At 55.2% G+C, this 22,580-nt stretch carries 17 protein-coding genes and 2 pseudogenes; 11 read left to right on the forward strand and 8 right to left on the reverse strand.

Annotated features, from left to right (window positions below):
- Positions 1–64 precede the first annotated feature (64 nt).
- Positions 65–637, reverse strand: a complete 573-nt coding sequence (locus KVQ82_RS01285; RefSeq protein ID WP_003229440.1) for a xanthine phosphoribosyltransferase — start codon at positions 635–637, stop codon at positions 65–67.
- A gap of 57 nt (positions 638–694) precedes the next feature.
- Positions 695–2,704, reverse strand: coding sequence for a DNA helicase Rep (rep, locus tag KVQ82_RS01290; protein WP_027610430.1), 2,010 nt, complete (start codon positions 2,702–2,704; stop codon positions 695–697).
- Positions 2,705–2,958: 254 nt separating this feature from the next.
- Between rep and KVQ82_RS01295 the strand changes: the two genes are divergently transcribed.
- The gene (locus tag KVQ82_RS01295) at positions 2,959–4,629 is read left to right on the forward strand and encodes a bifunctional diguanylate cyclase/phosphodiesterase (protein WP_222017647.1); all 1,671 of its coding nucleotides are present in this window, start codon (positions 2,959–2,961) and stop codon (positions 4,627–4,629) included.
- Between the two features lie 70 nt (positions 4,630–4,699).
- Here KVQ82_RS01295 and KVQ82_RS01300 read toward each other — a convergent pair whose 3' ends face one another.
- A complete protein-coding gene (locus tag KVQ82_RS01300) occupies positions 4,700–6,094 on the reverse strand; it encodes a NorM family multidrug efflux MATE transporter (RefSeq protein ID WP_222017650.1) in 1,395 nt (464 codons plus the stop codon).
- 159 nt (positions 6,095–6,253) lie between these two features.
- Here KVQ82_RS01300 and KVQ82_RS01305 point away from each other — a divergent pair, with 159 nt between their 5' ends.
- The 3 genes from KVQ82_RS01305 (at position 6,254) to KVQ82_RS01315 (ending at position 10,774) form a co-directional block, all read left to right on the forward strand.
- The gene (locus KVQ82_RS01305; RefSeq protein ID WP_041071969.1) at positions 6,254–7,174 is read left to right on the forward strand and encodes a LysR substrate-binding domain-containing protein; all 921 of its coding nucleotides are present in this window, start codon (positions 6,254–6,256) and stop codon (positions 7,172–7,174) included.
- Between the two features lie 189 nt (positions 7,175–7,363).
- Positions 7,364–9,340: a methyl-accepting chemotaxis protein gene (locus KVQ82_RS01310; RefSeq protein WP_222017652.1), complete on the forward strand. Its 1,977-nt coding sequence runs from the start codon at positions 7,364–7,366 to the stop codon at positions 9,338–9,340.
- A gap of 219 nt (positions 9,341–9,559) precedes the next feature.
- Positions 9,560–10,774 (forward strand): aldose 1-epimerase family protein, encoded by a 1,215-nt coding sequence (locus KVQ82_RS01315; protein ID WP_222017654.1) that lies wholly within the window; start codon positions 9,560–9,562, stop codon positions 10,772–10,774.
- Here the strand turns inward: KVQ82_RS01315 and KVQ82_RS01320 are convergent.
- Positions 10,771–11,235 (reverse strand): annotated as a pseudogene (locus KVQ82_RS01320) (ATP-binding protein); the annotation flags it as partial. The gene KVQ82_RS01315 and the pseudogene KVQ82_RS01320 overlap by 4 nt on opposite strands.
- An 85-nt stretch (positions 11,236–11,320) precedes the next feature.
- Here KVQ82_RS01320 and KVQ82_RS01325 point away from each other — a divergent pair.
- Genes KVQ82_RS01325 through KVQ82_RS01340 form a run of 4 tightly spaced genes read left to right on the forward strand, consistent with a single transcriptional unit; the run spans position 11,321 to position 17,232 of the window.
- Positions 11,321–13,414: a hypothetical protein gene (locus tag KVQ82_RS01325; protein WP_150631369.1), complete on the forward strand. Its 2,094-nt coding sequence runs from the start codon at positions 11,321–11,323 to the stop codon at positions 13,412–13,414.
- Positions 13,414–15,369, forward strand: a complete 1,956-nt coding sequence (locus KVQ82_RS01330; protein ID WP_150631370.1) for a site-specific integrase — start codon at positions 13,414–13,416, stop codon at positions 15,367–15,369. The genes KVQ82_RS01325 and KVQ82_RS01330 overlap by 1 nt, the downstream gene beginning before the upstream one ends.
- On the forward strand, positions 15,362–15,868 hold the full coding sequence (locus KVQ82_RS01335) for a hypothetical protein (RefSeq protein ID WP_150631371.1): 507 nt from the start codon (positions 15,362–15,364) through the stop codon (positions 15,866–15,868). The genes KVQ82_RS01330 and KVQ82_RS01335 overlap by 8 nt, the downstream gene beginning before the upstream one ends.
- Positions 15,865–17,232 carry a site-specific integrase gene (locus tag KVQ82_RS01340; RefSeq protein WP_150631372.1) on the forward strand — a complete coding sequence of 456 codons (1,368 nt, stop codon included), beginning with the start codon at positions 15,865–15,867 and terminating at the stop codon, positions 17,230–17,232. The genes KVQ82_RS01335 and KVQ82_RS01340 overlap by 4 nt, the downstream gene beginning before the upstream one ends.
- 41 nt (positions 17,233–17,273) lie before the next feature.
- Here the strand turns inward: KVQ82_RS01340 and KVQ82_RS01345 are convergent, their stop codons facing one another.
- Positions 17,274–17,558 carry a helix-turn-helix domain-containing protein gene (locus KVQ82_RS01345; protein ID WP_150631373.1) on the reverse strand — a complete coding sequence of 95 codons (285 nt, stop codon included), beginning with the start codon at positions 17,556–17,558 and terminating at the stop codon, positions 17,274–17,276.
- 113 nt (positions 17,559–17,671) lie between these two features.
- On the opposite strand from KVQ82_RS01345, the gene KVQ82_RS01350 reads away from it, so the two are divergent.
- Positions 17,672–18,094: a hypothetical protein gene (locus tag KVQ82_RS01350; RefSeq protein WP_150631374.1), complete on the forward strand. Its 423-nt coding sequence runs from the start codon at positions 17,672–17,674 to the stop codon at positions 18,092–18,094.
- Positions 18,095–18,259: 165 nt separating this feature from the next.
- Here the strand turns inward: KVQ82_RS01350 and KVQ82_RS01355 are convergent, their stop codons facing one another.
- Both KVQ82_RS01355 and KVQ82_RS31455 read right to left on the reverse strand, forming a co-directional pair.
- Positions 18,260–19,456, reverse strand: coding sequence for a Fic family protein (locus tag KVQ82_RS01355; RefSeq protein ID WP_224788059.1), 1,197 nt, complete (start codon positions 19,454–19,456; stop codon positions 18,260–18,262).
- Between the two features lie 240 nt (positions 19,457–19,696).
- On the reverse strand, positions 19,697–19,849 hold the full coding sequence (locus tag KVQ82_RS31455) for a DUF4113 domain-containing protein (protein WP_224788060.1): 153 nt from the start codon (positions 19,847–19,849) through the stop codon (positions 19,697–19,699).
- A 574-nt stretch (positions 19,850–20,423) separates the two neighbouring features.
- Here KVQ82_RS31455 and KVQ82_RS31460 point away from each other — a divergent pair.
- Complete coding sequence (locus tag KVQ82_RS31460) at positions 20,424–20,828, forward strand: hypothetical protein (RefSeq protein ID WP_224788061.1); 405 nt, start codon at positions 20,424–20,426, stop codon at positions 20,826–20,828.
- Positions 20,829–20,952: 124 nt separating this feature from the next.
- Here KVQ82_RS31460 and KVQ82_RS01370 read toward each other — a convergent pair whose 3' ends face one another.
- Complete coding sequence (locus tag KVQ82_RS01370; protein WP_150631375.1) at positions 20,953–22,179, reverse strand: zinc-dependent alcohol dehydrogenase; 1,227 nt, start codon at positions 22,177–22,179, stop codon at positions 20,953–20,955.
- 144 nt (positions 22,180–22,323) lie between these two features.
- On the opposite strand from KVQ82_RS01370, the pseudogene KVQ82_RS31465 reads away from it, so the two are divergent.
- Positions 22,324–22,563, forward strand: a pseudogene (locus tag KVQ82_RS31465) (hypothetical protein).
- Positions 22,564–22,580 lie beyond the last annotated feature (17 nt).

Raw genomic sequence — 22,580 nt, forward strand, 5'->3', positions numbered from 1 at the left:
CAGGATCAAAAGATCGCAGCCTCGTTGCACTCGACAGCTCCTACAGGGGAGCTGCGGTGTGGCTTTATTCGATGAAGGTCACGACGCCATCCTTCAGCGACTTCACGCGAGCCAGCGATTCAACACGATAGCCCTGCGAGTCCAGCTCGGCACGCCCACCCTGGAATGACTTCTCGATCACGATGCCCAGACCGGCAACCGTGGCGCCAGCCTGTTTGATGATCGAGATCAGCGCCTGCGAAGCCTTACCGTTGGCCAGGAAGTCGTCGATGATCAGCACGCGGTCGCTGCTGGTCAGGTGACGCGGCGAGATGGCCACGGTGCTTTCGGTCTTCTTGGTGAACGAGTAAACGGTCGCCGACAGCAGGTTTTCGGTCAGGGTCAGGGACTGTTGCTTGCGGGCGAAGATCACCGGCACGCCGAGGTTCAGACCGGTCATGATCGCCGGGGCAATGCCCGAGGCTTCGATGGTGACGATCTTGGTGATGCCCGAATCCTTGAACAGCGTGGCGAATTCGTCGCCGATCAGCTTCATCAGGGCCGGGTCGATCTGGTGGTTCAGGAAGGCGTCGACCTTCAGGACCTGGTCGGAAAGCACGATGCCTTGTTCGCGGATTTTCTGGTGCAATGCTTCCATGAAGCTGTCCTCATTTGGCGCTTTGTGCGCCGAAGGTCTAGTAAAAAGTGGTCAATTCTAGCGCTTTAACATCGCGCGTATATCAGCCAGTGCGCTGTTGCCCCGCACGGCTTTGACTTCGGTCGGTGTGTCGTCGTTGCCTTCCCACGCCAGATCGTCCGGCGGCAGTTCATCGAGGAAGCGGCTGGGCGCGCAATCGATGATCTCGCCGTACTGTTTGCGTTTGGCTGCGAAGGTGAAGGCCAGGGTCTGACGCGCGCGGGTGATGCCCACGTAGGCCAGGCGGCGCTCCTCTTCGATGGTGTCGGCTTCGATGCTGGAGCGGTGCGGGAGGATTTCCTCTTCCATGCCCATGATGAACACGTAAGGGAATTCCAGGCCCTTGGACGCATGCAGGGTCATCATCTGCACGCCTTCGGCGCCGTCCTCTTCTTCCTGCTGACGTTCGAGCATGTCGCGCAGGACCAGTTTGCCGATGGCGTCTTCGACGGTCATCTCGCCGTCTTCGTCTTTTTCCAGAGTGTTCTTCAAGGCCTCGATCAGGAACCAGACGTTGCTCATCCGGTAGTCCGCAGCCTTGTCGCTGGAGCTGTTGGTGCGCAGCCAGTTCTCGTAGTCGATGTCCATGACCATGCTGCGCAGGGCCGAGATCGGGTCTTCGCCGGCGCACTGTTCACGGACCTTGTCCATGAAGCGCTTGAAGCGCGACAGGCGATCGGTGAAGCGGCTGTCCAGATGCTCGCCCAGACCGATTTCGTCGGTGGCGGCGTACATCGAGATCTTGCGTTCGGTGGCGTAGTTGCCGAGCTTTTCCAGCGTCGTGGAACCGATTTCCCGGCGCGGCACGTTGATTACCCGCAGGAAGGCGTTGTCGTCATCCGGGTTCACGATCAGGCGGAAGTAGGCCATCAGGTCCTTCACTTCCTGACGCCCGAAGAAACTGTTGCCGCCGCTCAGGCGATACGGCACCTGGTGGTGCTGCAACTTCAGCTCGATCAGCTTGGCCTGGTAGTTGCCGCGATAGAGAATCGCGAAATCGCTGTACGGGCGGTCGGTGCGCAAGTGCAGGCTGAGGATTTCCATGGCCACGCGCTCGGCTTCGGCGTCCTCGTTGCGGCAGCGGATCACGCGGATCTCGTCGCCGTGGCCCATCTCACTCCACAGTTGCTTTTCGAATTCGTGCGGGTTGTTCGAAATCAGCACGTTGGCGCAGCGCAGGATGCGGCTGGTGGAGCGGTAGTTCTGCTCCAGCATCACCACTTTCAGCGACGGATAGTCGTCCTTGAGCAGCATCAGGTTTTCCGGCCGCGCGCCGCGCCAGGCGTAGATCGACTGGTCGTCGTCGCCCACCACGGTGAACTGGTTGCGCTTGCCGATCAGCATCTTCACCAGCAAGTACTGGCTGGCGTTGGTGTCCTGGTATTCGTCGACCAGCAGGTAACGCACCTTGTTCTGCCACTTTTCGAGAATGTCGGCGTGCTCTTCGAAGAGCTTTACCGGCAGCAGGATCAGGTCGTCGAAGTCCACCGCGTTGAACGCCTTGAGCGTGCGCTGGTAGTGGGTGTAAACGATGGCGGCAGTCTGTTCCTTGGGATTGCGCGCGTTTTCCAGCGCTTGGGCCGGCAGGATCAGGTCGTTTTTCCAGGCGCCGATCATGTTCTTGATCTCGTCGACGCCGTCGTCGCCTGCGTATTCCTTCTGCATGATGTCGGTCATCAGGGCTTTGACGTCGGTCTCGTCGAAGATCGAGAAACCGGGTTTGTAGCCCAGCCGCGCATGCTCCTTGCGGATGATGTTCAGGCCCAGGTTGTGGAAGGTGCAGACCGTCAGGCCGCGACCTTCACCGGCACGCAGCAGGGTGCCGACCCGCTCCTTCATCTCGCGCGCAGCCTTGTTGGTAAAGGTCATGGCGACGATGTACTGGGCGCGGATGCCGCAGTTCTGGATCAGGTGCGCGATCTTGCGGGTGATCACGCTGGTCTTGCCGGAGCCAGCGCCGGCGAGCACCAATAGAGGGCCGCCGACGTAGTTCACGGCTTCTTGCTGCCGGGGATTGAGTCGGGACATACGAAAATTCGGGAGTCGTTGACGAAATGGGCCGGCATTTTAACAGGCTCAGCGATTTGTGCTGCTCTCTCCGACTTGTGACGCACCACGCGATTCAAATTTGCCGGTTTTGTTACTTTCGCGGAGGATACACGGTGATTTTGCGGCTAATGTTCTCATTCGTGACACAAAATAACGTTCTGATAATCGTTGTCATTGAACATCGCAACGGCATAATGCCCCGCCCACATCATTGCAGAGTCTAGGGAGCTAGCTTGTCTACGCCTGTCGAACCCTTGCGTTTGCTGCTACTGGCCGAAGAGCCAGCGTGGACAGCGTTATTGCGCGAGTGTCTGGCTCCGATGGGGAGCGCGGCGGTGCTGATCAGCGCGCCGAGCTGGGAGTCGGTCAGCAGTCTGTTCGAAGACAATCGCCATGCGGTGTTGTTGACCGTTCCCGCGCTGCAGCCGGCCCCGGGCCGTTGCAGCCTGCCGACGGTGTTGCTGCTGGAGCACGAACCCTCCACCGCGCCGGTGGGTGTCAGTGACTGGCTGGTGTTCGACGCGCTCGACGCCGGCATGCTGCGCCGCTGCCTGCGCCACGTGCGTGAGCGCGGCGTGCTGGAAAACACCCTGCAACGCCTCGCCGAACAGGATCCGCTGACCGGCATCGCCAACCGCCAGGGTTTCCAGACCTTGCTCGCGGCGCGCCTGGCGGAAAACGACGGTCGCGGTCTGGCCCTGGGGCATCTGGATCTCGACAACTTCCGTCACGCCAACGACGCCCTCGGCCATCAGGCCGGCGACCGGCTGATCCTGCAGGTCGTTGCGCGGCTGAAAAGTCAGTTGGAGGCCGGTGATCAGCTGGCCCGCCTGGGCAGCGATGAGTTTGCCCTGCTGATCGACACCCGCCGTGCGCCACAACGCGCCGAGTGGATGGCCGAACGCATCACCGAAGCCTTGTCCGAACCGTATTGGGTCGATGGCGAAAGCCTGTTGATCGGCTCCAGCCTCGGCATCGCCCATGCCCGCGCACAAGGTGGCGCCGATCCGCTGATGTGGCACGCGCACATCGCCATGCAGCAGGCCAAGAGCACCCAGGGCTGCACGTTCCATATCTTCAACGAACGCATCAATCGCAACGCGCGGAGCATGGCCGACCTCGAAAGCGAACTGCGCCGGGCCTTGCGTCGTGATGAGCTGGAGTTGCACTACCAGCCACGCCTGAATCTGGCGGACGGGCAAATCGTCGGCCTTGAAGCGCTGGTGCGCTGGCGTCATGGCGAGCGTGGTCTGCTGCCGCCGAGCGAATTCGTGCCGCTGGCTGAACAAAGCGGTTTGATCGTGCCGCTGGGTTACTGGGTGATTTCCCGCGCCCTGCGTGACATGCAGGCGCTGCGCGAGCGCGGGCTGCCGGCGCTGCACATGGCAATCAACCTGTCGTTCCGCCAGTTTCAGGACAGTCAGTTGCTGCCGACGCTCAGTCGGCTGATTGCCGAGCGTGGGGTCGAGGCGCAGTGGCTGGAGTTCGAACTCACCGAAACCGCCGTGATGCGCCGCAGCGATCTGGTCAAACAGACCATGGACGCCCTCGGCCGCCTCGGCGTGCGTTTCTCGCTGGATGACTTCGGCACCGGGTTCTCGTCGTTCGTGCACCTCAACAGCCTGCCGATCACCTTGCTGAAGATCGACAAGAGCTTCGTCGGCGGCATGGAACAGCGCGAAGAGAACCGCAAACTGGTGCACGCGATGATCAACCTCGCGCACAACCTGCATCTGGAAGTGGTGGCCGAAGGCGTGGAAACACCGGAACAGCTGGAGTTGTTGCGCGGCTTTGGCTGCGACCAGGTGCAGGGGTATCTGATCAGCCGGCCGTTGCCGTTGGCGGAGTTGGTTGAGTACCTGACGTTTGGCTCAAGCCAGCAGGTTTCTGTGGAGGCCGTTTAAAAGATCGCAGCCTGCGGCAGCTCCTACACAAATCCCTGTAGGAGCTGCCGAAGGCTGCGATCTTTTGATCCTAATCTGCGCGAACGGCCTCAAACCTCTGTGACACAGGCTCCAACCGGATCATCCGCTTCATCTTCCATTCAAACGCCAGCGTCAGGCTCACCGCCGCACACGCCAGACCCAGCGCCAGACCCCACCAGACGCCCGTCGGCCCCCAATGCAGGTGGAACGCCATCCACCACGCCGCCGGCGCGCCGATCAGCCAATAGCAACCGAGGCCGACCAGAAACGTGGTTTTTGCGTCCTTGAGTCCACGAATGCAACCCATGGCAATCGTCTGCGTACCATCGAACAGCTCAAACCATGCCGCCACCGCCAGCAGGCTCACCGCCAGGCGGATCACCTCGGCAAACGCCGGGTCGTGGTGATCGAGGAACAACCCGACCAGTTGATTCGGCAACAGCCAGAACACCATGGCGAAACCCAGCATCACCACTGCACCGAAGACGATGCCGACCCGGCCGGACAGGCGTGCATCGCTCAGTTGCCCGGCGCCGTAGTGCTGGCCGACGCGCATGGTGATCGCGTAGGACATCCCCGCCGGCACCATGAACGCTACCGAAACGATCTGCAGGGCAATCTGGTGTGCGCCCAGTTGCGTGCTGCCCATGGTACCCATGCACAGCGCGGCGAAGGCGAACAAACCGACCTCCACGGCATAGGTGCCGCCAATCGGCAGGCCGAGTCGCCACAGTTCTTTCAGATACTGACGATTTGGCCGCGACAGGCCGGCGCGCAACGGGTAAGCGTCGTAGGCCGGGTGCCGGCGGATGTGCCAGGCCAGCGCGAGCGCCATGCAGTTGGCAACGATTGCCGTGACCAGTCCGATGCCGGTCAGCCCCAGTTTCGGCAGGCCGAACAGGCCGGTGATCAGCGCGTAATTGAGCAGGAAGTTGGCCACGGTGCCACCCAGGCTGATGACCATCACCGGCGTCGCCCGGCCGATCGCACTGGTAAAGCCGCGCAGGGCCATGAAGCTCAGATAGCCGGGCAGGGCAAAGGGCAGGGCGATGAGGAATTGCCCGGCGGCCTGGACGTTGGTTTCGGTTTGGCCAAACAGCAGTAACACCGGTTTCAGATTCCACAGCAGCAGACCGGCGCCCAGCGCCATCAGCCATGCCAGCCATAATCCGGCCTGAGTCAGGCGGGCCGCGCCGATGATGTCGCCGGCGCCCTGACGGATCGCCACCAGGGTGCCGACCGCCGCGATCACGCCGATGCAGAAAATCGACACGAACGAATAACTTGCCGCGCCCAGTCCGCCACCGGCCAGCGCCTCGGGACTCAGGCGCGCCATCATCAGGGTGTCGGTCAGCACCATCAGCATGTGCGCCAACTGTGAAGCAATCAACGGCCCCGCCAGCCGCAGGATGGCCCAGAGTTCGGTACGCACAGGATGCTGCATGGTCATCACCACCCATCAATCAAAGGGAACAAGAGACCGTCGATTCTCGGCGCTTGGCAGGGTTTGCACAAAAGGATAAAAAGGATGGGTGGCATGATTAAAACTCATCATGAATAAACCTCGCCGGGGTGGCCGGATGCCGCCAAAGGAGCTTTGTGTATGTCCCGTCGTCTTCCACCCTTGTATGCCCTGCGCGCATTCGAAGCGGCGGCGCGGCACAGCTCGTTCACCCGGGCGGCCGAGGAGTTGTCGATCACCCAGAGTGCCGTCAGCCGGCACATCAAGACGCTGGAAGAGCATTTTGCCTGCAAGCTGTTTCACCGCAGCGGACGCAACCTGCAACTGACGGAATCGGCGCGGATGTTGTTGCCCGGCATTCGCGAGGGCTTTGCAGCCCTTGAACGCGCCTGCAACACCTTGCGCGCCGAGGACGACATCCTGCGCATGAAAGCGCCATCGACCCTGACCATGCGCTGGCTGCTGGCGCGACTCAGTCGTTTCCGCCATCTGCAACCGGGCAACGAAGTGCAACTGACCAGTGCCTGGATGGACGTGGATTCGGTGGATTTCAACAATGAGCCATTCGATTGCGCGGTACTGCTCAGTGACGGGCACTTCCCGCCGGACTGGGAGGCCAGCCTGCTGTTTCCCGAAGAACTGATCCCGGTCGGCGCGCCGAACCTGCTGAACGATCAACCCTGGGATGTGGCGCGGCTGGCCTCCACCGAGTTGCTGCACCCGACCCCGGACCGGCGTGACTGGCGCAGTTGGCTGGAGCACATGGGGCTGTCCGATCAGGTCTCGCTCAAGGGCGGGCAGGTGTTCGATACCCTCGAACTGGGCATGATCGCTGCAGCCCGAGGCTATGGGGTGTCGATGGGGGATCTGCTGATGGTCGCCGAGGATGTGGCGCAGGGCCGCTTGAGCCTGCCGTGGCCGACTGCCGTCGCCAGTGGCCTGAATTACTACCTGGTGTGGCCGAAAACCCGTCCGGGAGGTGAACGTTTGCGCCGCCTCAGTGATTTTCTGCAAGGCGAAGTGCGCGCCATGTCGCTGCCGCAGGTCAAGCGCTTGAGCTGAAACGTTAGAGCCGCCACAATGCCGGCCTTGCGCCATAACCCCGCTATTTACTCAAGTATTCGGTTTGACCGCCGAAAATGAGCATGTGGGACCGTCGTGCCGGTCTCCACGATTCCACCCCCATTATTAGAATTTTCCGAGCAGGTGCTGCGATCAAGGAGGATCCGGTGGCTCGGCCAGGAGCTGTTCATGTCTCAACCTCGCGCTCGGATCGCTTCGCAGCTGGGCCTCGCGCTCGCTGTGATACTGGCGATCGTCATCAGCGGCAGTACGGTATTCGCCCTGCGTTCGCTGGATTCCGCCAATCTCGCCACCCGTGAGGAACACCTCGCCAGTGAGGCGCGGCTGCTGGCTGACCAGTTGAGCACCTTCCACGGCACGCTGCGCGAGAGCACGCAGCGCCTGAGCGGGTTGTTCGAGAAGCGCTTCAGCGCGGGCCTGAGCATTCATCCGGATGAACCGGTGAACGTCGCCGGCACCCAGACCCCGGGCCTGCACCTGGGCAGTGAAGTGCTGAACAACAACTTCAAGGAAGTCGACGAGTTCAAGCAGATGACCGCTGGTGTCGCCACGCTGTTCGTGCGCAGCGGCGAAGACTTCGTGCGCGTCAGCACCTCGCTGACCAAACAGGACGGCACGCGCGCCATCGGCACCTTGCTCGATCATGCGCACCCCGCCTATGCCAGGTTGATGGCGGGGCAGGGCTACGTCGGCCGTGCCTTGTTGTTCGATCGTTCCTACATGACCCAATACACCCCGGTGCGCGACAGCAGCGGCAAGGTGATTGCGGTGTTGTTCGTTGGTTTTGACTACACCGATGCGCAGAACGCCCAGTTTGCCAATCTCAAGCGTTTCCGCATCGGCCAGACTGGTTCGTTGGCGTTGCTGGATGAGCAGAATAAATGGCTGGTGGCGCCGGCCGGCGTGCAAGCGCTGGATCAGGCCGTTCCGGTGATCAAGGGGCTGGCGGCGAAACCGGGCAAGGGTGAGTTCTGGAGCGACACCTCTGAGGACTTTTACAGCATTGCTGTTTCGTTCGAGGGCGGGCCGTGGTCGGTGGTGGCGAGCATGCCGAAAACCGAGATCCGCGCGGTGACCTGGAGCGTCGGTACGCAACTGGCTATCGGCAGTCTGTTGGCGATGTTGTTGGCGGTCGGTTCGGTGGTCTGGCTGCTGCGCAGCAAACTGGCGCCATTGAGCGATCTGGTACGTCAGGCCGAAGCCTTGGGCGCCGGTGATCTGAGCGTGCGCCTGAACGTGTCGAGCAATGACGAGATCGGCCAGCTGTCCCGCGCGTTCAACCAGATGAGCCAGGCGCTGTCGACCATGGTCGAGCACATCCGCCGCGCTTCGCAAGAGGTCAACAGCCGCGCCCAGGCGCTGTCCGGTTTGTCCGGTGGTGCGTACGAAGGCATGGAACAGCAGTCCGGCGAAATCACCAGCATGGCCGGCGCGGTGGAAGAGTTCAGCGCGACCTCGCTGAACATTGCCGACAACATGGGCGCGACTCAGCGTCTGGCGCAGGAAAATGCCCAGCAAACGCAGATCGGTCGCAGCTCGATGGAAGAAGCTTCGTCCTCGCTGGAGCAAATCGCTGGCGCGCTGAACACCACGGCGTCCGTGATCAACACGCTGGGTCAGCGCTCTCAGGAAATTGGCGGCATCGTCAGTGTGATCACTTCGATTGCCGAACAGACCAACCTGCTGGCGCTTAACGCGGCGATTGAAGCGGCGCGGGCCGGTGAACAGGGGCGTGGTTTTGCTGTGGTGGCTGATGAAGTGCGTAACCTGGCGTCGCGCACCCGTCAGGCGACCGATGAAATCTCCGGGATGATCCACAGCATCCAGCAGGAAACCGGCAACGCCATCAGCACCATGGAGCAGGGCAATGTGCTGATGCAGGAAGGCCTGTCGCGCAACGCCAACGTGGCGTCGGCGCTGGCGCGGATCGATGAGCAGAGCCGTTCGGCAGGGCAGCAGTTCGCCGCGATTACCACGGCGACTCAGGAGCAGAGCAGCACCGCGACATTGTTGAGCAGCAATTTGCAGAGCATTGCGCTGGCCAACAGTGAGCAGCGTGAGGTTGTGTCGAACCTGGCTGTTACGGCTAAAGAGCTGGAGAAACTGGCGGCGGACTTGCGTTCCGAGGTTGATCGCTTTCGTTGATACAGCCTTGATATAGCTTTCGCGAGCAGGCTCGCTCCCACAGTTTCCGGCGTGAATCACAGATTCTGTGAACACCCGAGATCCCTGCGGGAGCGAGCTTGCTCGCGAATGGATCCCCGCCAATTCTTGGGAAATCACACGATCGCAAGCTCCATTGCACTTGCTGAAACGTTTCCGCAGCGCTATAAAAATGGCACAACTCCAATAAAGGCTGCTGCCATGACCCTGCTCAAACTCGCCGTTGCCCTCGGCGCACTCTCTGCTGCTTCCCACGCGATGGCTTGGGATTACGTACTCCTCGATACCAACAAGCCCGCGCAAAACTGGACGATCACCAGTGAGCAGCTCGGTGTGAAAACCGGAAAACCTTTCTCCATAAGCCTGCGCACCCTGCACGGTGGGCGACAGGAAGGTGTCAGCATCGTCGATATCGATAACGGCACGATGAAACTCTCGGTGGTGCCAACCCGTGGCATGAATGTCCTGCAGGCCTCCGTCGGCAATGTACGCATGGGTTGGGATTCGCCGGTCAAGGACGTGGTCAACCCGGCGTTCATCGAACTCAATGGGCGCGGTGGTCTGGGCTGGCTGGAAGGCTTCAATGAACTGGTGACCCGCTGCGGTTACGAATGGGTCGGCCATCCTGGCATGGACAATGGCGAGTTGCTGACCCTGCACGGCCGCGCTGCCAATATCCCGGCCAGCAGCGTCACGCTGCACATCGATGAAAAACCACCCTATGCCATCAGCCTGCGCGGCGAACTCAAAGAGCAGGCGTTCAAGAAAGTCGACTTTTCGGTGATGACGGAGCTTGTCACTGAGCCCGGCAGCACCCGTTTTGCCCTTAACGATACGCTGACCAACAACGGCGATTATCCAAAGGAATACCAGGCGCTGTACCACAGTAACTTCAGCACGCCGTTCCTCGAGCAGGGCTCGCGGTTCGCGGCACCGGTGAAACAGGTCTCGCCCTTCAACGACAAGGCCAAAGCCGAGTTGGCCGACTGGCAGACCTATCGCGGGCCGACCAAGGACTATGACGAAACCGTCTACAACGTCATACCCTACGCCGACGCCAAAGGCGAAACCTTGACCGTGCTGCATGACAAGGCTGGCAGCCTCGGTGTCTCCGTCGGCTTCAATACCCGGCAGCTGCCGGTATTTTCTCTGTGGAAAAACACCGACACCCAAGGGCAGGGCTATGTCACGGGCCTTGAGCCGGGAACCAGTTTTTCCTACAACCGCCGCTATCAGCGTCCGCTGAACCTAGTACCGACCATTGCGCCAAAGGCCAGCCAACAGTTTCAGATCAGCTACAGCCTGCTGGCAGACAAAAGCGCTGTGGATAACGCATTGAAGCGCGTGACCGAGATTCAGGCCGGGCGCGAAACCGAAGTACGGCAGGCGCCGCTGGTGGATTTGACCGAGCATTAAGGCGTTGCCGGGCGGTATTGCAGCGCCTCGGCCAAGTGCTCACGCTTGATCGCATCCACTTGCTCAAGGTCCGCCAGTGTGCGAGCGACCTTGAGCAAGCGATGTGCCGAACGCAGTGAGAGTGTCAGCCGTTCACAGGCTGACTCGAGCCATTTCTCATCGGCTGTGGATAACTGGCAGTGCCGCTTGAGCGCCGGTAGATCAAGAAAGGCGTTGGCACAACGCTGGCGCTTTTGCTGGCGTTCTCGTGCCTCGGCCACCACGGCTGCCGCACTGGCACTGTCCTCGCCCGGTTTGACCAATGGATTCAACGCCGTCGCTTCCCGCGCCACCGTCAGGTGCAGATCGATCCGATCCAGCAACGGCCCCGATAGCTTGTTGCGGTAGCGCTGCACCATGTCCGGTGTACACGAGCACTTGCCGCTCGGCTCGCCCAGATATCCACAGGGGCAGGGGTTCATCGTGAAATTTTGTGAGCGAACGTTATTGAGGGAAATAGAAACGTAGTCGAGCATACGCGCGAATTCGTCTTCTGGAGGTCAAAAGATGGCTGAGTGCACAAGCTCCACCCAGGGAAAAGGTTCATCCGGGAAAAAGAAATCAAGGCTGGAACTGACGGTAAGGAACGATGGGCGCCAATCAGGGGTTTCTGTTGTTTGCTTTGACTTCCTATTTGATTGGTTGGGTGAAAACGCTGCTAGCTTTTTGAATGGAATTTCGCGGTTCTCTAGACGCTACTCAAGTGCAGCTCCAACATACGCTGTTCGGCGTGTTCTCGAGCACTGGGCCGGCATGCATAAAAAAAGAGGCTGGAGTAATCCAAAAGATACAGATGCTAATGACTTCAAATTCTTGCTTTCGGAGCTTCGGGAAAGCTTCTACACAGAAGAAACAGCTAAAGGATTGGCCCTCACAACAACAACAAATAAATGGACTGCCTTCGTAACGCTTCTTGAGTACTTATCAACTACTGGCGTAGTCCCAATAGTTGGCAAAGGAGCATATGTGCTAGCTCCAAGAGGCCCAGAAATATTAACCCATAGGCAATCTGCTGTTGATGGTGTGGAGGTTATTACCATACCTAAATCGTTTAGGCCTGATAAAGATTCGTTCAATGACGATCTCCTAGAGCCGATATCCCTAACTGCCTCCGATGAAAGCTACCTGATCGAGTATACTGCTAAGCTAAATAGCGCTATGGCTGCAATTAGGTCATGTGCGCTAGCTGATTTTAATATATTGAAGTCTAAACAGATTGAGGGTGCTGCTTTAATAGAGAAGACTGGCTGTGGTTATCAAACCGACATGAAAGAAAATCCGTGGTTGGTGAGATATTACGACTTCACTACAAGGAGGCATTATTTCGAGTCTGATGGTGGGCACCCGAACTTGTTGGGCAATTTGCTTTCAGTGGTTCACCATGAAATGGAGGGGATTCCTAAACCACATCGGAAATTCAAGGGGGATTCAAAGCATGCGGTATCTCACAGCGGAAATTCCCATTGGCAATATATCGCCAAATATGGGAAAAACAAACTAATTCCGTATTTAGGGATAATGAATAGTGAGGCTGCATCTGTTTGCATGTTGTTGTTAATGTTGGAGCATCCTAAATTTAACTCGACTTCATTGTATAGAGCAAAAATAGAAGATGAAGATGGTTTCTCAGTCCTATTGTCCTCCGCTGAGGGGGATAAGCTACGCCTCACAGTTAAGAAACCGAGAGCTAGGGAAGAGAAATCGGAGATTTTGAGTGATGTGGCGAAAGATGTTATTACGAAAGTAATGGAATGGACCTCGCCAATTAGGCAAGAAATGAGAAGACAGGGGCGTGAGCAAGAGGCCTCTAACCTTTGGGTGGGAATAAGCTCTCTAAATTACGACTTGAAGGCTTTCTCCGAGAAAGCGCTTGTAGCCGGGCTTTACACCAACCCGTCTTGGCGTAAGAGAGGCAAGGAGGAGGTGAATACAAGGGTGTATTCATTTGTAGATAGGCATACTGATCTTATACCTTGGAAGGATAAAATAAATTTCAAAGCAATTCGTGTGAACGCTGGTGTGGCAGCATATCTGAATTCGGATGGAGACTTGGTTGCTACAGCAAAGGCATTTGGTCACAAGAATATTAAAACTACGATTAATAATTATATCCCGCTCGCGTTGCAGCGTGCCATATTTGAGCGGCAAATCCGTAGGCATCAGAATTTTCTAATAACGTCGGCGATGAACGAAGAAGGCGAAATGCTGATGGCGTCAGATTTCAGAACAGTAGAACAACTCCATGAATTCCTCCGGTCATGTAGTAATTACTTATTTGATCCTGAGTTGGAGGCGCAAAAAAGGGAGAGCGAGAAGCCTGTTGTCGATGCAGCTGTTATGTCCCGCCTCGTAGTAGCAAACGATCCCGAAGCTCTTGCAGTTGCAATGCTTTACCGTGATTCTCTCGATAAGGCAACTCCCTCGTTTATCAACAAACCAGATAATGTTACTGGGGTTGCGCCAAAATTTTGGATGGATTTTATTGATGCTGTAATGGCTCCTCTTCCTTTAGCGCTAAACGATCTAAGTAAGCTTGTCAATAAGGCGCTTATCAGGAAAGCAGCAATATCTTCAGTGATTGTACTACCAGAGATAGGGTGATGAGCAAAAGGGAGCTCCCGGCGGGGATTGTAGACTTTTTTAAGAGGACAACTAGGAAGATAGACAATCTATACAAACCGGCATGGTTGCTTAGTGAAATAGACAGTCATTCATGGATCGTTGATGCGGGTGCCGCTGTTCGAACTGTAGATGGGGCTATCAAGGGCGGAGTTCGTCTTAACTGGGACAGATTGTTGCCAGAGGGCAGCTTCATAAGCCCTATATATGCGGTGCCTTTGGAGCAGGCAAGAATGATGGTTGTATACGCTCATGATGGGGCGATATTGCTCTCCAAGTCATTAAGAGGTATCAGTCACTTTCATCTGTATCTCTTATGGCTTGCTGAGTTTCTTGCCGTTCGTTATAGGGAGAGTTTTATTAATGAAGGATTTTCTATTTTTGGAGTGGATGACATAACTGAGTTTCTCGGGGCCGCTGAAGAGGGCGGTGTTTGTGGCACAGGGGCTTTCATTCAGCGGTGGGAAAATTTCCTCGCCTCTTCTCAGAAGGGGGTTGTGTCGGGTTCGCTTGAAGAGCATTTAGGAAATATAGGTGCGCTGGACAAAGCCGGCGCAGTCAAATTGCGCTTCGCAGCAGACGCTCTGAGCATTGATTACTTTCGCTTATCTCAGTCTGCCGATTTTAAGCTCCACTTATCTCGTGATGTTAGTGATGAGCCGGAGACTCGGCGAAAAGACTGCGGAGCAGACAGAAAAGTATCAGCTCTCGCAAATTGGATAGTCTTGTTTTGTGAGGTGCTAGCCTCACTTCCTATTAATTCAAGCGTTGAGCTGTCTGACTCTAGCCTGGTATCAGATGTTGTACGCCCATTCCGTATTGGAGTAAGCGGACGTACAAAGACTTTGCCTTTGTCCACTGGAAGAAGCCTGATGTTCGGCTGTGCTAAGTGGATGATCGATACTTATCCTGTGCTTCTAAACTATTACAATGAAATTATTCCTGTTTCATGCTCGATAATGGAGGGCTCTAAAGTTTCGGCATTTTCAGCACTGTATATATCAGAAGAGATTGTTCCGCTCCCATTTGGTCTGCTCTCATCTTTTGACGTGTACAAGCGAATGCAGGCGGATCCGCTTTTACCTGAGGCAAGAGTTAGAACTAAGTTTCCTTATTCGATTTTTATGTTGAGGCTTCATGCAGCAGTTTGCTTCTGTTTGATCGGTGTACTTTCTAGTTGCCGCAGAAGTGAGTTGGTGGAGCTGGAAAGCAGCGCCAGTTATTGGGTTGATGGGAAATGTTACCTTTCTGTTTTATTGAGAAAAACTGGCTTTGATAACATTCGAGAGCCTATGCAGAAACCTGTTCCAAAACTTGTTGACGAGTGTCTGTCTTCGTTAAGCTCGCTGAAGGACATGTTGATAAAGATTTCACCTTCAAATGACATCTTGTTCGGTACACAGGCGTTTTTTAAAGTTAATCTCCGGGGGGCTTTCCCATTCAATGTTGCTGACTCGTATGTGGTTCTTAAAGAACTGAGTGAGTTTCTAGGGCTTGTTGATAACTCCGGAGTACGCTGGGTGGTGCTTCCTCACCAACTTCGACGTTATTTTGCCATGACATTTTTTCACTTCGGAGGTTTGGAGAACTCTTTGCCTGCGCTTTCTTGGTTTATGGGTCATGATGATATAGGTGAAACCTGGCGCTACATTAAGGAAGGTTTATCAGGTAAAGAAATAAGTGCGTCTGAAGCTGCTTTAGCTACTTCAGCTGTTTGCTCTGATGATCAATCTCATGGAGTGAAAAAGCTCAGAAGTATCCTTGTTAAGCATTTCGGCACAGATAAGATTAACGTCATGCACGAAGATGAACTAAGAGATTACTTAGAGATGTTATCTGAGCGAGGTGTCTACACTGCTACACCAATTCAGATAAGTGCGGGGAAGAGAAAAAGATATACGGTTATGATTTCGGTCAAGGAGAGTGCCTGTGGCTAGACTTTGTAAGGGGCAGCTTGCTCCAAGCGTCAAAAATCTGTCTGCTAATGCTGCTAGTAGTGTCGCAAATAGAATTTATGAATTCCATAGGCTAAGAGGGTTGTCTTCTCTATCCCGCACTGATATATCAGTATTTAAAACTGTTACCAGCCTAGCTGATTGGAATAATGAATCACTAGGGATTACTCCTGTAAGTCCTAAAACCTTGCGAAAGTATGTTAATGGATTCTATGAGGGCGGTCTAGCGCAGCTACTACGCGATGCTGCCTTGCTTTCGGGGGATTCGCAGCGGCCGCTGACTAAACTATCTGCTAACGATAAAAAGCTTAAATTTAATGCTCAACTAGCTGTTGATGCCGCCCTAGATATGACTGCGCGTTACTTGGATTTACTTGAACGCATGAAGAGATTATCTATTCGGTCAGATGCTGTTGGGGCTGAGTTGCAGCGTCATTATCAGCGATACGATAAGCATCCTCACATTAAGGTTGTAAAATGATCGCTGCTGGCAGGCTTTGGTTAACTTCCTCTAAAGATTTTTATTTGCCAGGTTATCCGAATCTGAGGAGATCACCTCGATGGGCCGCACCTGAGATGAGGGTTGTTTATTGGCCAAATGGTTGTATTAGCTGGCAGCTAAACTTGTATTTATTGCATGTCAGGCGCTCAGGTAGCACTATTTCCACAGTTAATACTTACGCCTCAGAGCTATCTTTGCTGATTCGTTTCTTGTTTGAATTTGAAATCTCGATTGAAGAAATAAGTGATGATGTGCTTGTTTTCTTTTCAGAATGGTTGCTTCGGAGAAAGAAGTCTTCAGGAAATCATATAAATAGAATTATATTGCGTGTTATATCCTTTCTTGAATGGTATCAAACCTTGTTGATTGACAGGGTTTTGGTAGGTGCATTGGGGCAGGGTGCTCAAGTAACAATTTCCCTGCGGCTATTAAAGGGCGGGCGTGGTCCTGTAAGAATTCGAACGCAGCATCACGCGATGGTGCCTGCAAGTATTCCTCGTTCAGTTCATCCTGTTTCTTCTGGCTCGGTATCAGCTTTACTAGATTCGTGTGAATGGACAGCGAAAACTAATTTTCGTCGAAACCGTGATCGGTGCATGCTTGTTCTCCTCGCAGATACAGGTATACGTAGGGAGGAGCTAACGTGGATCAGCGTTTCTGATGTAATAGGCGCATCTGGTGATCGGAGATTACCTGTCAGAACATCAAAGAGAAAAGGCAATCCTTTCAGGCTAATTCCTATCTCTGATGTGACACATAGAATGCTTATGGAGTATATAGATGTTACTCGTAGCATTCAGGTTAGAAAATTAAAGAGAAGGAAAATTGGCTACGAGGATTTGGGATGGCTTTTTTGCACTAGGGAGGGACTAAAGATGGCTCCCTCGACGGTTTCCCAGTTATTTTCTGATCTTCGGGCTACGGCAAGTATTACTGAGCGGGTGTCTGCTCACATGTTTAGGCATCGGTTCATCACATTGCAGGTTGTCGCAAGGCTGCGATCGTTGAGTCAACGGGGATCAATTGGTGTTGAGGCAATGACCACTGTGCTTTCGAAAGTTGCGAGTCTCAGTGGTCACTCTTCGCTCGATAGTATGTGGCGCTATGTAGATTGGGCCTACGAACAGCTCGAGTCTGACTATAACGATTCAGCCAAGATTGCGGACGAGGCACTGAGAGTCGTCGAAGCTTTGATGGGGGATGCGCAAAACAACGATAGTCAACTAGCAGAGTCATTTTCTATAGTGAAAGAGGCTTTGTCACAGCTGAGAACAAAGAGCTACGAGTTACCAAGTGTTGTGGCGCATTCCCTCCGCGGCTCTGGGAACAAGTCTCGAGATTGAGCACTGCGCATGCGCCTTTGCGGATTGCTTGTTTCAAACACTCAACGTAACTGAATCTCTTGTAATTCTGACTCAATCCGTTTGAGGACCTCGGCAGCGTTTGAGTTTTCCTCTGCGTAGATGTACCCAGCAACGATGATGGTAGCTGGATGGACGCCGAGTACAGAGGCCATCTGTTCAATTTTCTCCAATGAAGGACTCCACCTTCCTGTCTCTAAGTTGCTGATATAGCTCTGGCTTGGGCCCATTCCTTCTTGCGGAATCTGGCGCTTGATTCGATAAGCCCGGAGGGCCGCCCCTAAGGCTTTCTTCAGTACCGATCGCATTTCATCTGCTCACAAAAGGAACGATGAAGCCTTCTCGGAGTAAGTTGGGCTATGCTATACACAGCATATTTGGGGGATCAGCGATGTTTTTGACTCATTTGCAGGCGCGAGTGATGGACGCAGATCTGTTCAGCGACGTCATTACGTGGCGATACGTCGAGCATTCAATACATCGACCTTGGCTCTATGTGGCTGCTGTAGAGAAGAATCAAGATTTTGATCTGCGGCCGATGCTGATGATCGGAGACGTTAACCTTCTCCAGTCTCTTCTTTCAGACCAGGGCAGCGGGCTACAGGTGGAAAGCATCTTGTTGGTGACTCCGGATCACATGAATCGATCAGGTCGGTGGATGATGGAACCACTTGTCTCTATCGATAAAGTCGTAGCACCTGATGCCGTTGCCTACGTTTATTCTGTTGAAAGTGGTCGCGCATACATCGAAGGAGATCCTGAGGTCTCTACGCGTACTGATGCGCAGCGTGTCGGGATTTTCACGCCCGACATGCTAAGTCAATGCGTTCCAAACTCAGTTTGAGTGTAGTAGTGACGGGAGCCCAACTGGAAACAGGACGCTGCCAAGGGCTTCGCGCTCTTTTACTTGGTGTCGCATGGAGAGTGATTTTTAGGGGGGCACCTCTGCCTGATTGCCTTGGCCTCTAAGAGCCACGCCTTAGTGGCTGACGGGTCAACGAGCCGAGTGCTAGCTGAGACCTTGATGCAAGTCAGGGAAAACAAGCTGCGCAAACCACACGGGAAGCCCTGGATACACCTCTCGAGATTTCGGTGTTGGTGCTTCAACCAATTGGAGCTGGATAAGGACCTTCAATTGCTCGATAGCCGCTCGATCACCAAGTCCTAGAAAGACCTTAAAATCTGACCGCGATGCTTGGCCTTGGATCAGCAGCATGTGCAGTGCACGAGCAGCCTCCGGTCTGACCCCTGCGTCAATGAACCGCGGCTCGTAGCGCACAATGCGCTCCAGTCGATCACGCAGGGTGTGCACGGCCATGGCTTCGGTCGTGTAGAGGACCTGTTCCTTGCAGACCTCGAGCATGAAGCGAACAAAGTTGATTAGCCCGGCCTGCGTTAGTTGGCCGCGGCCATCAAGGTCTCCCCGGCGAGGCTGATCAGCAGCGCGAAGTTTGGCGTAGTAGTCATCCCGGCGCCGAGCGAGGCCTCGGGAAATGGACCATAGCGGCGAACCCAGGCCGATCTTCACCAGCTGCAGGTGCGTCATCATCCGAATCAGTCGCCCGTTTCCGTCCTTGAACGGGTGCGTGAAGGCTAGGCGGTGGTGGAAAGCCACAGCCCCGAGCAATTGGCTCCGAGGATCCTGGGCCGCCCCGTAGACCTCTTTCATGCGTGCAATCATCGCCCCCACTGATTCCCACCCAGGCGCAGCATGGTCGCCGACGAAGACGTTCTTCTGCGCTTCATCACGAAGCTTCCCAGGCATCATCAGCTGGCCTGCCTCAACCCGCAGGTCGTCATCAGAGGCGCCCTCGAAGAGGCGCCTGTGCACTGCGCCGAGTACTTCGCGAGAGAAAAGCATCTTCCATGTGAGGTCTGGATACCGATTAACCGTCCGCTCCAACACCTCCTGAACCACGACGTGAGTAAATGCCAGCTCGCGAAGCTCCTTCGGTACACGAACCTTCACCCACGGAGCCAGACTGGCTGGCTCGATGAACTGCCCCTCGATCAGATTAGAGTAGTAGCTGTTCGTGATGCGCATGAGCTCGCCGACGCGCTTGGCGGTCTCCGGCGCAATGGAGCCCTGCAGGCGACCAACGAGCAAAGGTAGTTCGTCAGCGATCGCAAGCACATCCGCCGGATATCCGCCGGATGGAGTAAGGGGCTCAAGCCAATGGTTGCCTTGAATAAACTGAGCCGACATCGCACACCTTCTATTGGAAATGGCATTCGGGGTGCAAATTTCCGCGCACAATATTTTTATAGCAACTCCTCGAATTTAAAGGCTTACAGGGAAAGCAATTTTTTGAACAGAAATTTGTGCAGATTTTTAGGAACGAAATTGGTAATGAATTTGGAGCGGAAATTGGAATGGAATTGGGCAAAAGTTTGGAAGAACCCTTGTCGGAATTTCAGAAGCACAATTTTGTTCGCTAGAGCCGAGTCAGCCTCTCACCCCAATCCGTTCATGCCAGCATATTGTGTAGCGCAGGCTCAGCATCGCACGGCGCACAGCCCATTTGGGCTTTTCGGGAATTCGTCCTATGCGTATGGCACCACGGCCTTCCTTCAGGTTGATTCGGTCGACCGCAGCCATCAACTGGTATGCACAAGGTCGAGGGTTAGGTGCGAACAGGTTCGGCGTCAGCTCCCCACGTTGGCTGAAGTTCTTCAGAAAGATGGAGCACTTTGAAAATGGGTATCTAGGTCGGTAGATCTGCCCCCAGTCCTTGCTGTTCGGCCGCTAAAATCTCGCGACGGCATCAGTTGCTGCCGGCAGGGCCTGGGTGGCGATGAGCGCAATACATGAGTGATGCAGGCCGACGGTTCCGATGGAGCTATTGGAAACGGCATAAGCCGGAATCCATCATGACCAGAGCCAACGTTTGGAATCAGAACTCGTCAGGGCTGTCGGCTGGCATTTGGATCGTAAGTTTGCCAAGGGATAATTTTATGAAAGCATCACTTTTCGCAACAAATCGCCAAGTGGCGGACATTTACGGCACAGGAGATGTCAATAAATGGAATTATGCAAAATTATGTGAAAATTCATAATTAGATGTCACGCCAGTCAATGTGCGGGTAAGGGCGCATGCTGAGTTCTTCCCTCTGAGCTGCCTCATAATGACGAGCTGACGGAAATTTTCCTACGCCCCCAATTGGCCCAATAGATGGCCAAGCAAGTTCTTGAGCACTCGGTACTAGATCTGGAGCCGCGAGCCGGGGTTTTTATGTTTGGGCCTTATGAAGAGCAGCTACCGGTCAAAAGCGGACGCCCAACCACCCACTCGTCACTGGCGCTGAACCCTATACGTACCGTCCGTTTCTACCGGTCATATACTGAGGGCTGCGTCATGTATGAAGATAGAAAGGCGAATGCACTGGAAACTTGGGAGCGACTGCTCAATCATTCCGAGATACGAACGAGCGCACCTGAGCAGTACGATGAATTACTGCGTCTTGCCGAGGAGTATTGCGAAGAGGGGTTCATCACCAGGGAAGAGCGCCGGGCAATGATTGAGAAAGCGACGGCAAATTATCGGCGGGCAGTCGAAGGCATAGGCCAAGGGACCTAGAGGGTATTGCCGGTTATAACTACCGTGGTCCAGCTTAAGTGCGAGGCCTGTCGTCCGTTGCGACGACAGGCCTCATTCACTTCCCAGTTCCGCCACGCTCAGCGGCCGACACCTATGCTTACCTTCAGGCGACTGGCACCATTGGCGGAGTTTCATTGACGTCGGAGAGGGGGACGTCGGTGCTGCCGGGAGTCAGAATAACCTTGCGGCAGTTTTCCTGTTTTTTGTCGAAGATCCGGTAACCTTCAGCCGCCTGCTCCAGGGACAACCTGTGGGTGATAATGGCTTCAGGTTGCAGACGTCCCGTCTCGATGTGTTCCAGAAGCTCAGGCAGGAATCGCTGTACATGGGTCTGACCCATCTTGAACGTCAGCCCCTTGTCGAAAGCGTCGCCGAATAGAAAGCCGTGAATGAACCCTGAGTACACTCCCGGCACACTTACCACACCCCCGCGCCGCACGGCGGCGATGCACTGGCGCAGTGCTTTACCACTACTGCCTTCAAGCTTGAGCGTGGCCAGCACCGTTTCGGTGGTGCTGCCCTTGGCTTCGAATCCGACCGCGTCGATCACGCCGTCCACACCCCTGCTGCCCGGTGTCTGGCGAATGATGGTGTCAGCCGGATCATCGTCGTCATCGAAATTTATGGGTATCACGCCATAGGTACGCTGCGCGTACTCCAGACGATACGGATGATGGTCGACCATGAAAATGCGCTCCGCCCCGAGCATGCGGGCGCAGGCAGCACTTAACAGCCCCACCGGGCCGGCTCCGTAGATCGCCACGCTGGATCCTTGACTGATGTTGGCATTGAGGACCGCTTGCCAGGCGGTTGGAAGAATATCGGAGAGAAACAGCACCTTCTCGTCCGCCAGCGTGCCTGGAACCTTGAATGGCCCGGTATTGGCTTTGGGCACCCTCACCAGTTCAGCCTGACCGCCCGGAATACCGCCGTACATTCGGCTATACCCGAACAGCGCCGCCGGCGGCGGAATCAGCTTCTTGTTCATCGCAGCGCCCGGGCCCGAATTGGTGGTCTCGCACGCGGCGTAAAGCTCCTGTTGGCAGAAAAAACAATCACCACAGGCGATGACGAAGGGAATCACGACCCGATCACCACGCTGCACGGCCGTGACAGCAGAACCGGTCTCTTCGACAATACCCATGAACTCGTGACCGAAGATATCGCCATGTTCGACGGTGGGAATCTTGCCGCGGTACAGATGCAAATCCGAACCGCAGATGGCCGTGGCGGTAACGCGCAGAATAATATCGTCAGGGGCTTCCAGTATCGGGTCCGGCACGCTTTCAACTCTGACGTCATGGGCGCCGTGGTAGGTCATTGCTCGCATGGTGATGTCCTCGTACTTTGGAAAGACAGACATTTGTCTTCATACGGAAGGACTTGGGCCGACATGAGTTCACTATGCTTTCGCAAAGTCAGATCAACGGACTGGTACGAAGAAGTATGCAAAACAGTCTTGTGGTGACCTGTCATGAGCCAGTTCGATCTTGACTGGGTACAGTGGCCAGCGATGGTCGTGACTGTACTTGCTGCCTGGTGGATTGGCTCCCAACGGCCGAGTCGCCGTATGGCGGGATTCATACTTTTTATCATCAGCAATGCATTGTGAGTCGTGTGGGGGTATCACACCCATGCGTATGCGCTGATCATCCTTCAGGTTTTCCTGTTCGCGATGAATCTTCGTGGATTCAGAAAAAATGCGAAGGAATGATCCGTAGCTCACCTCAA

Source organism: Pseudomonas sp. AO-1 (genome assembly GCF_019775695.1).
GTDB lineage: Bacteria > Pseudomonadota > Gammaproteobacteria > Pseudomonadales > Pseudomonadaceae > Aquipseudomonas > Aquipseudomonas parakoreensis.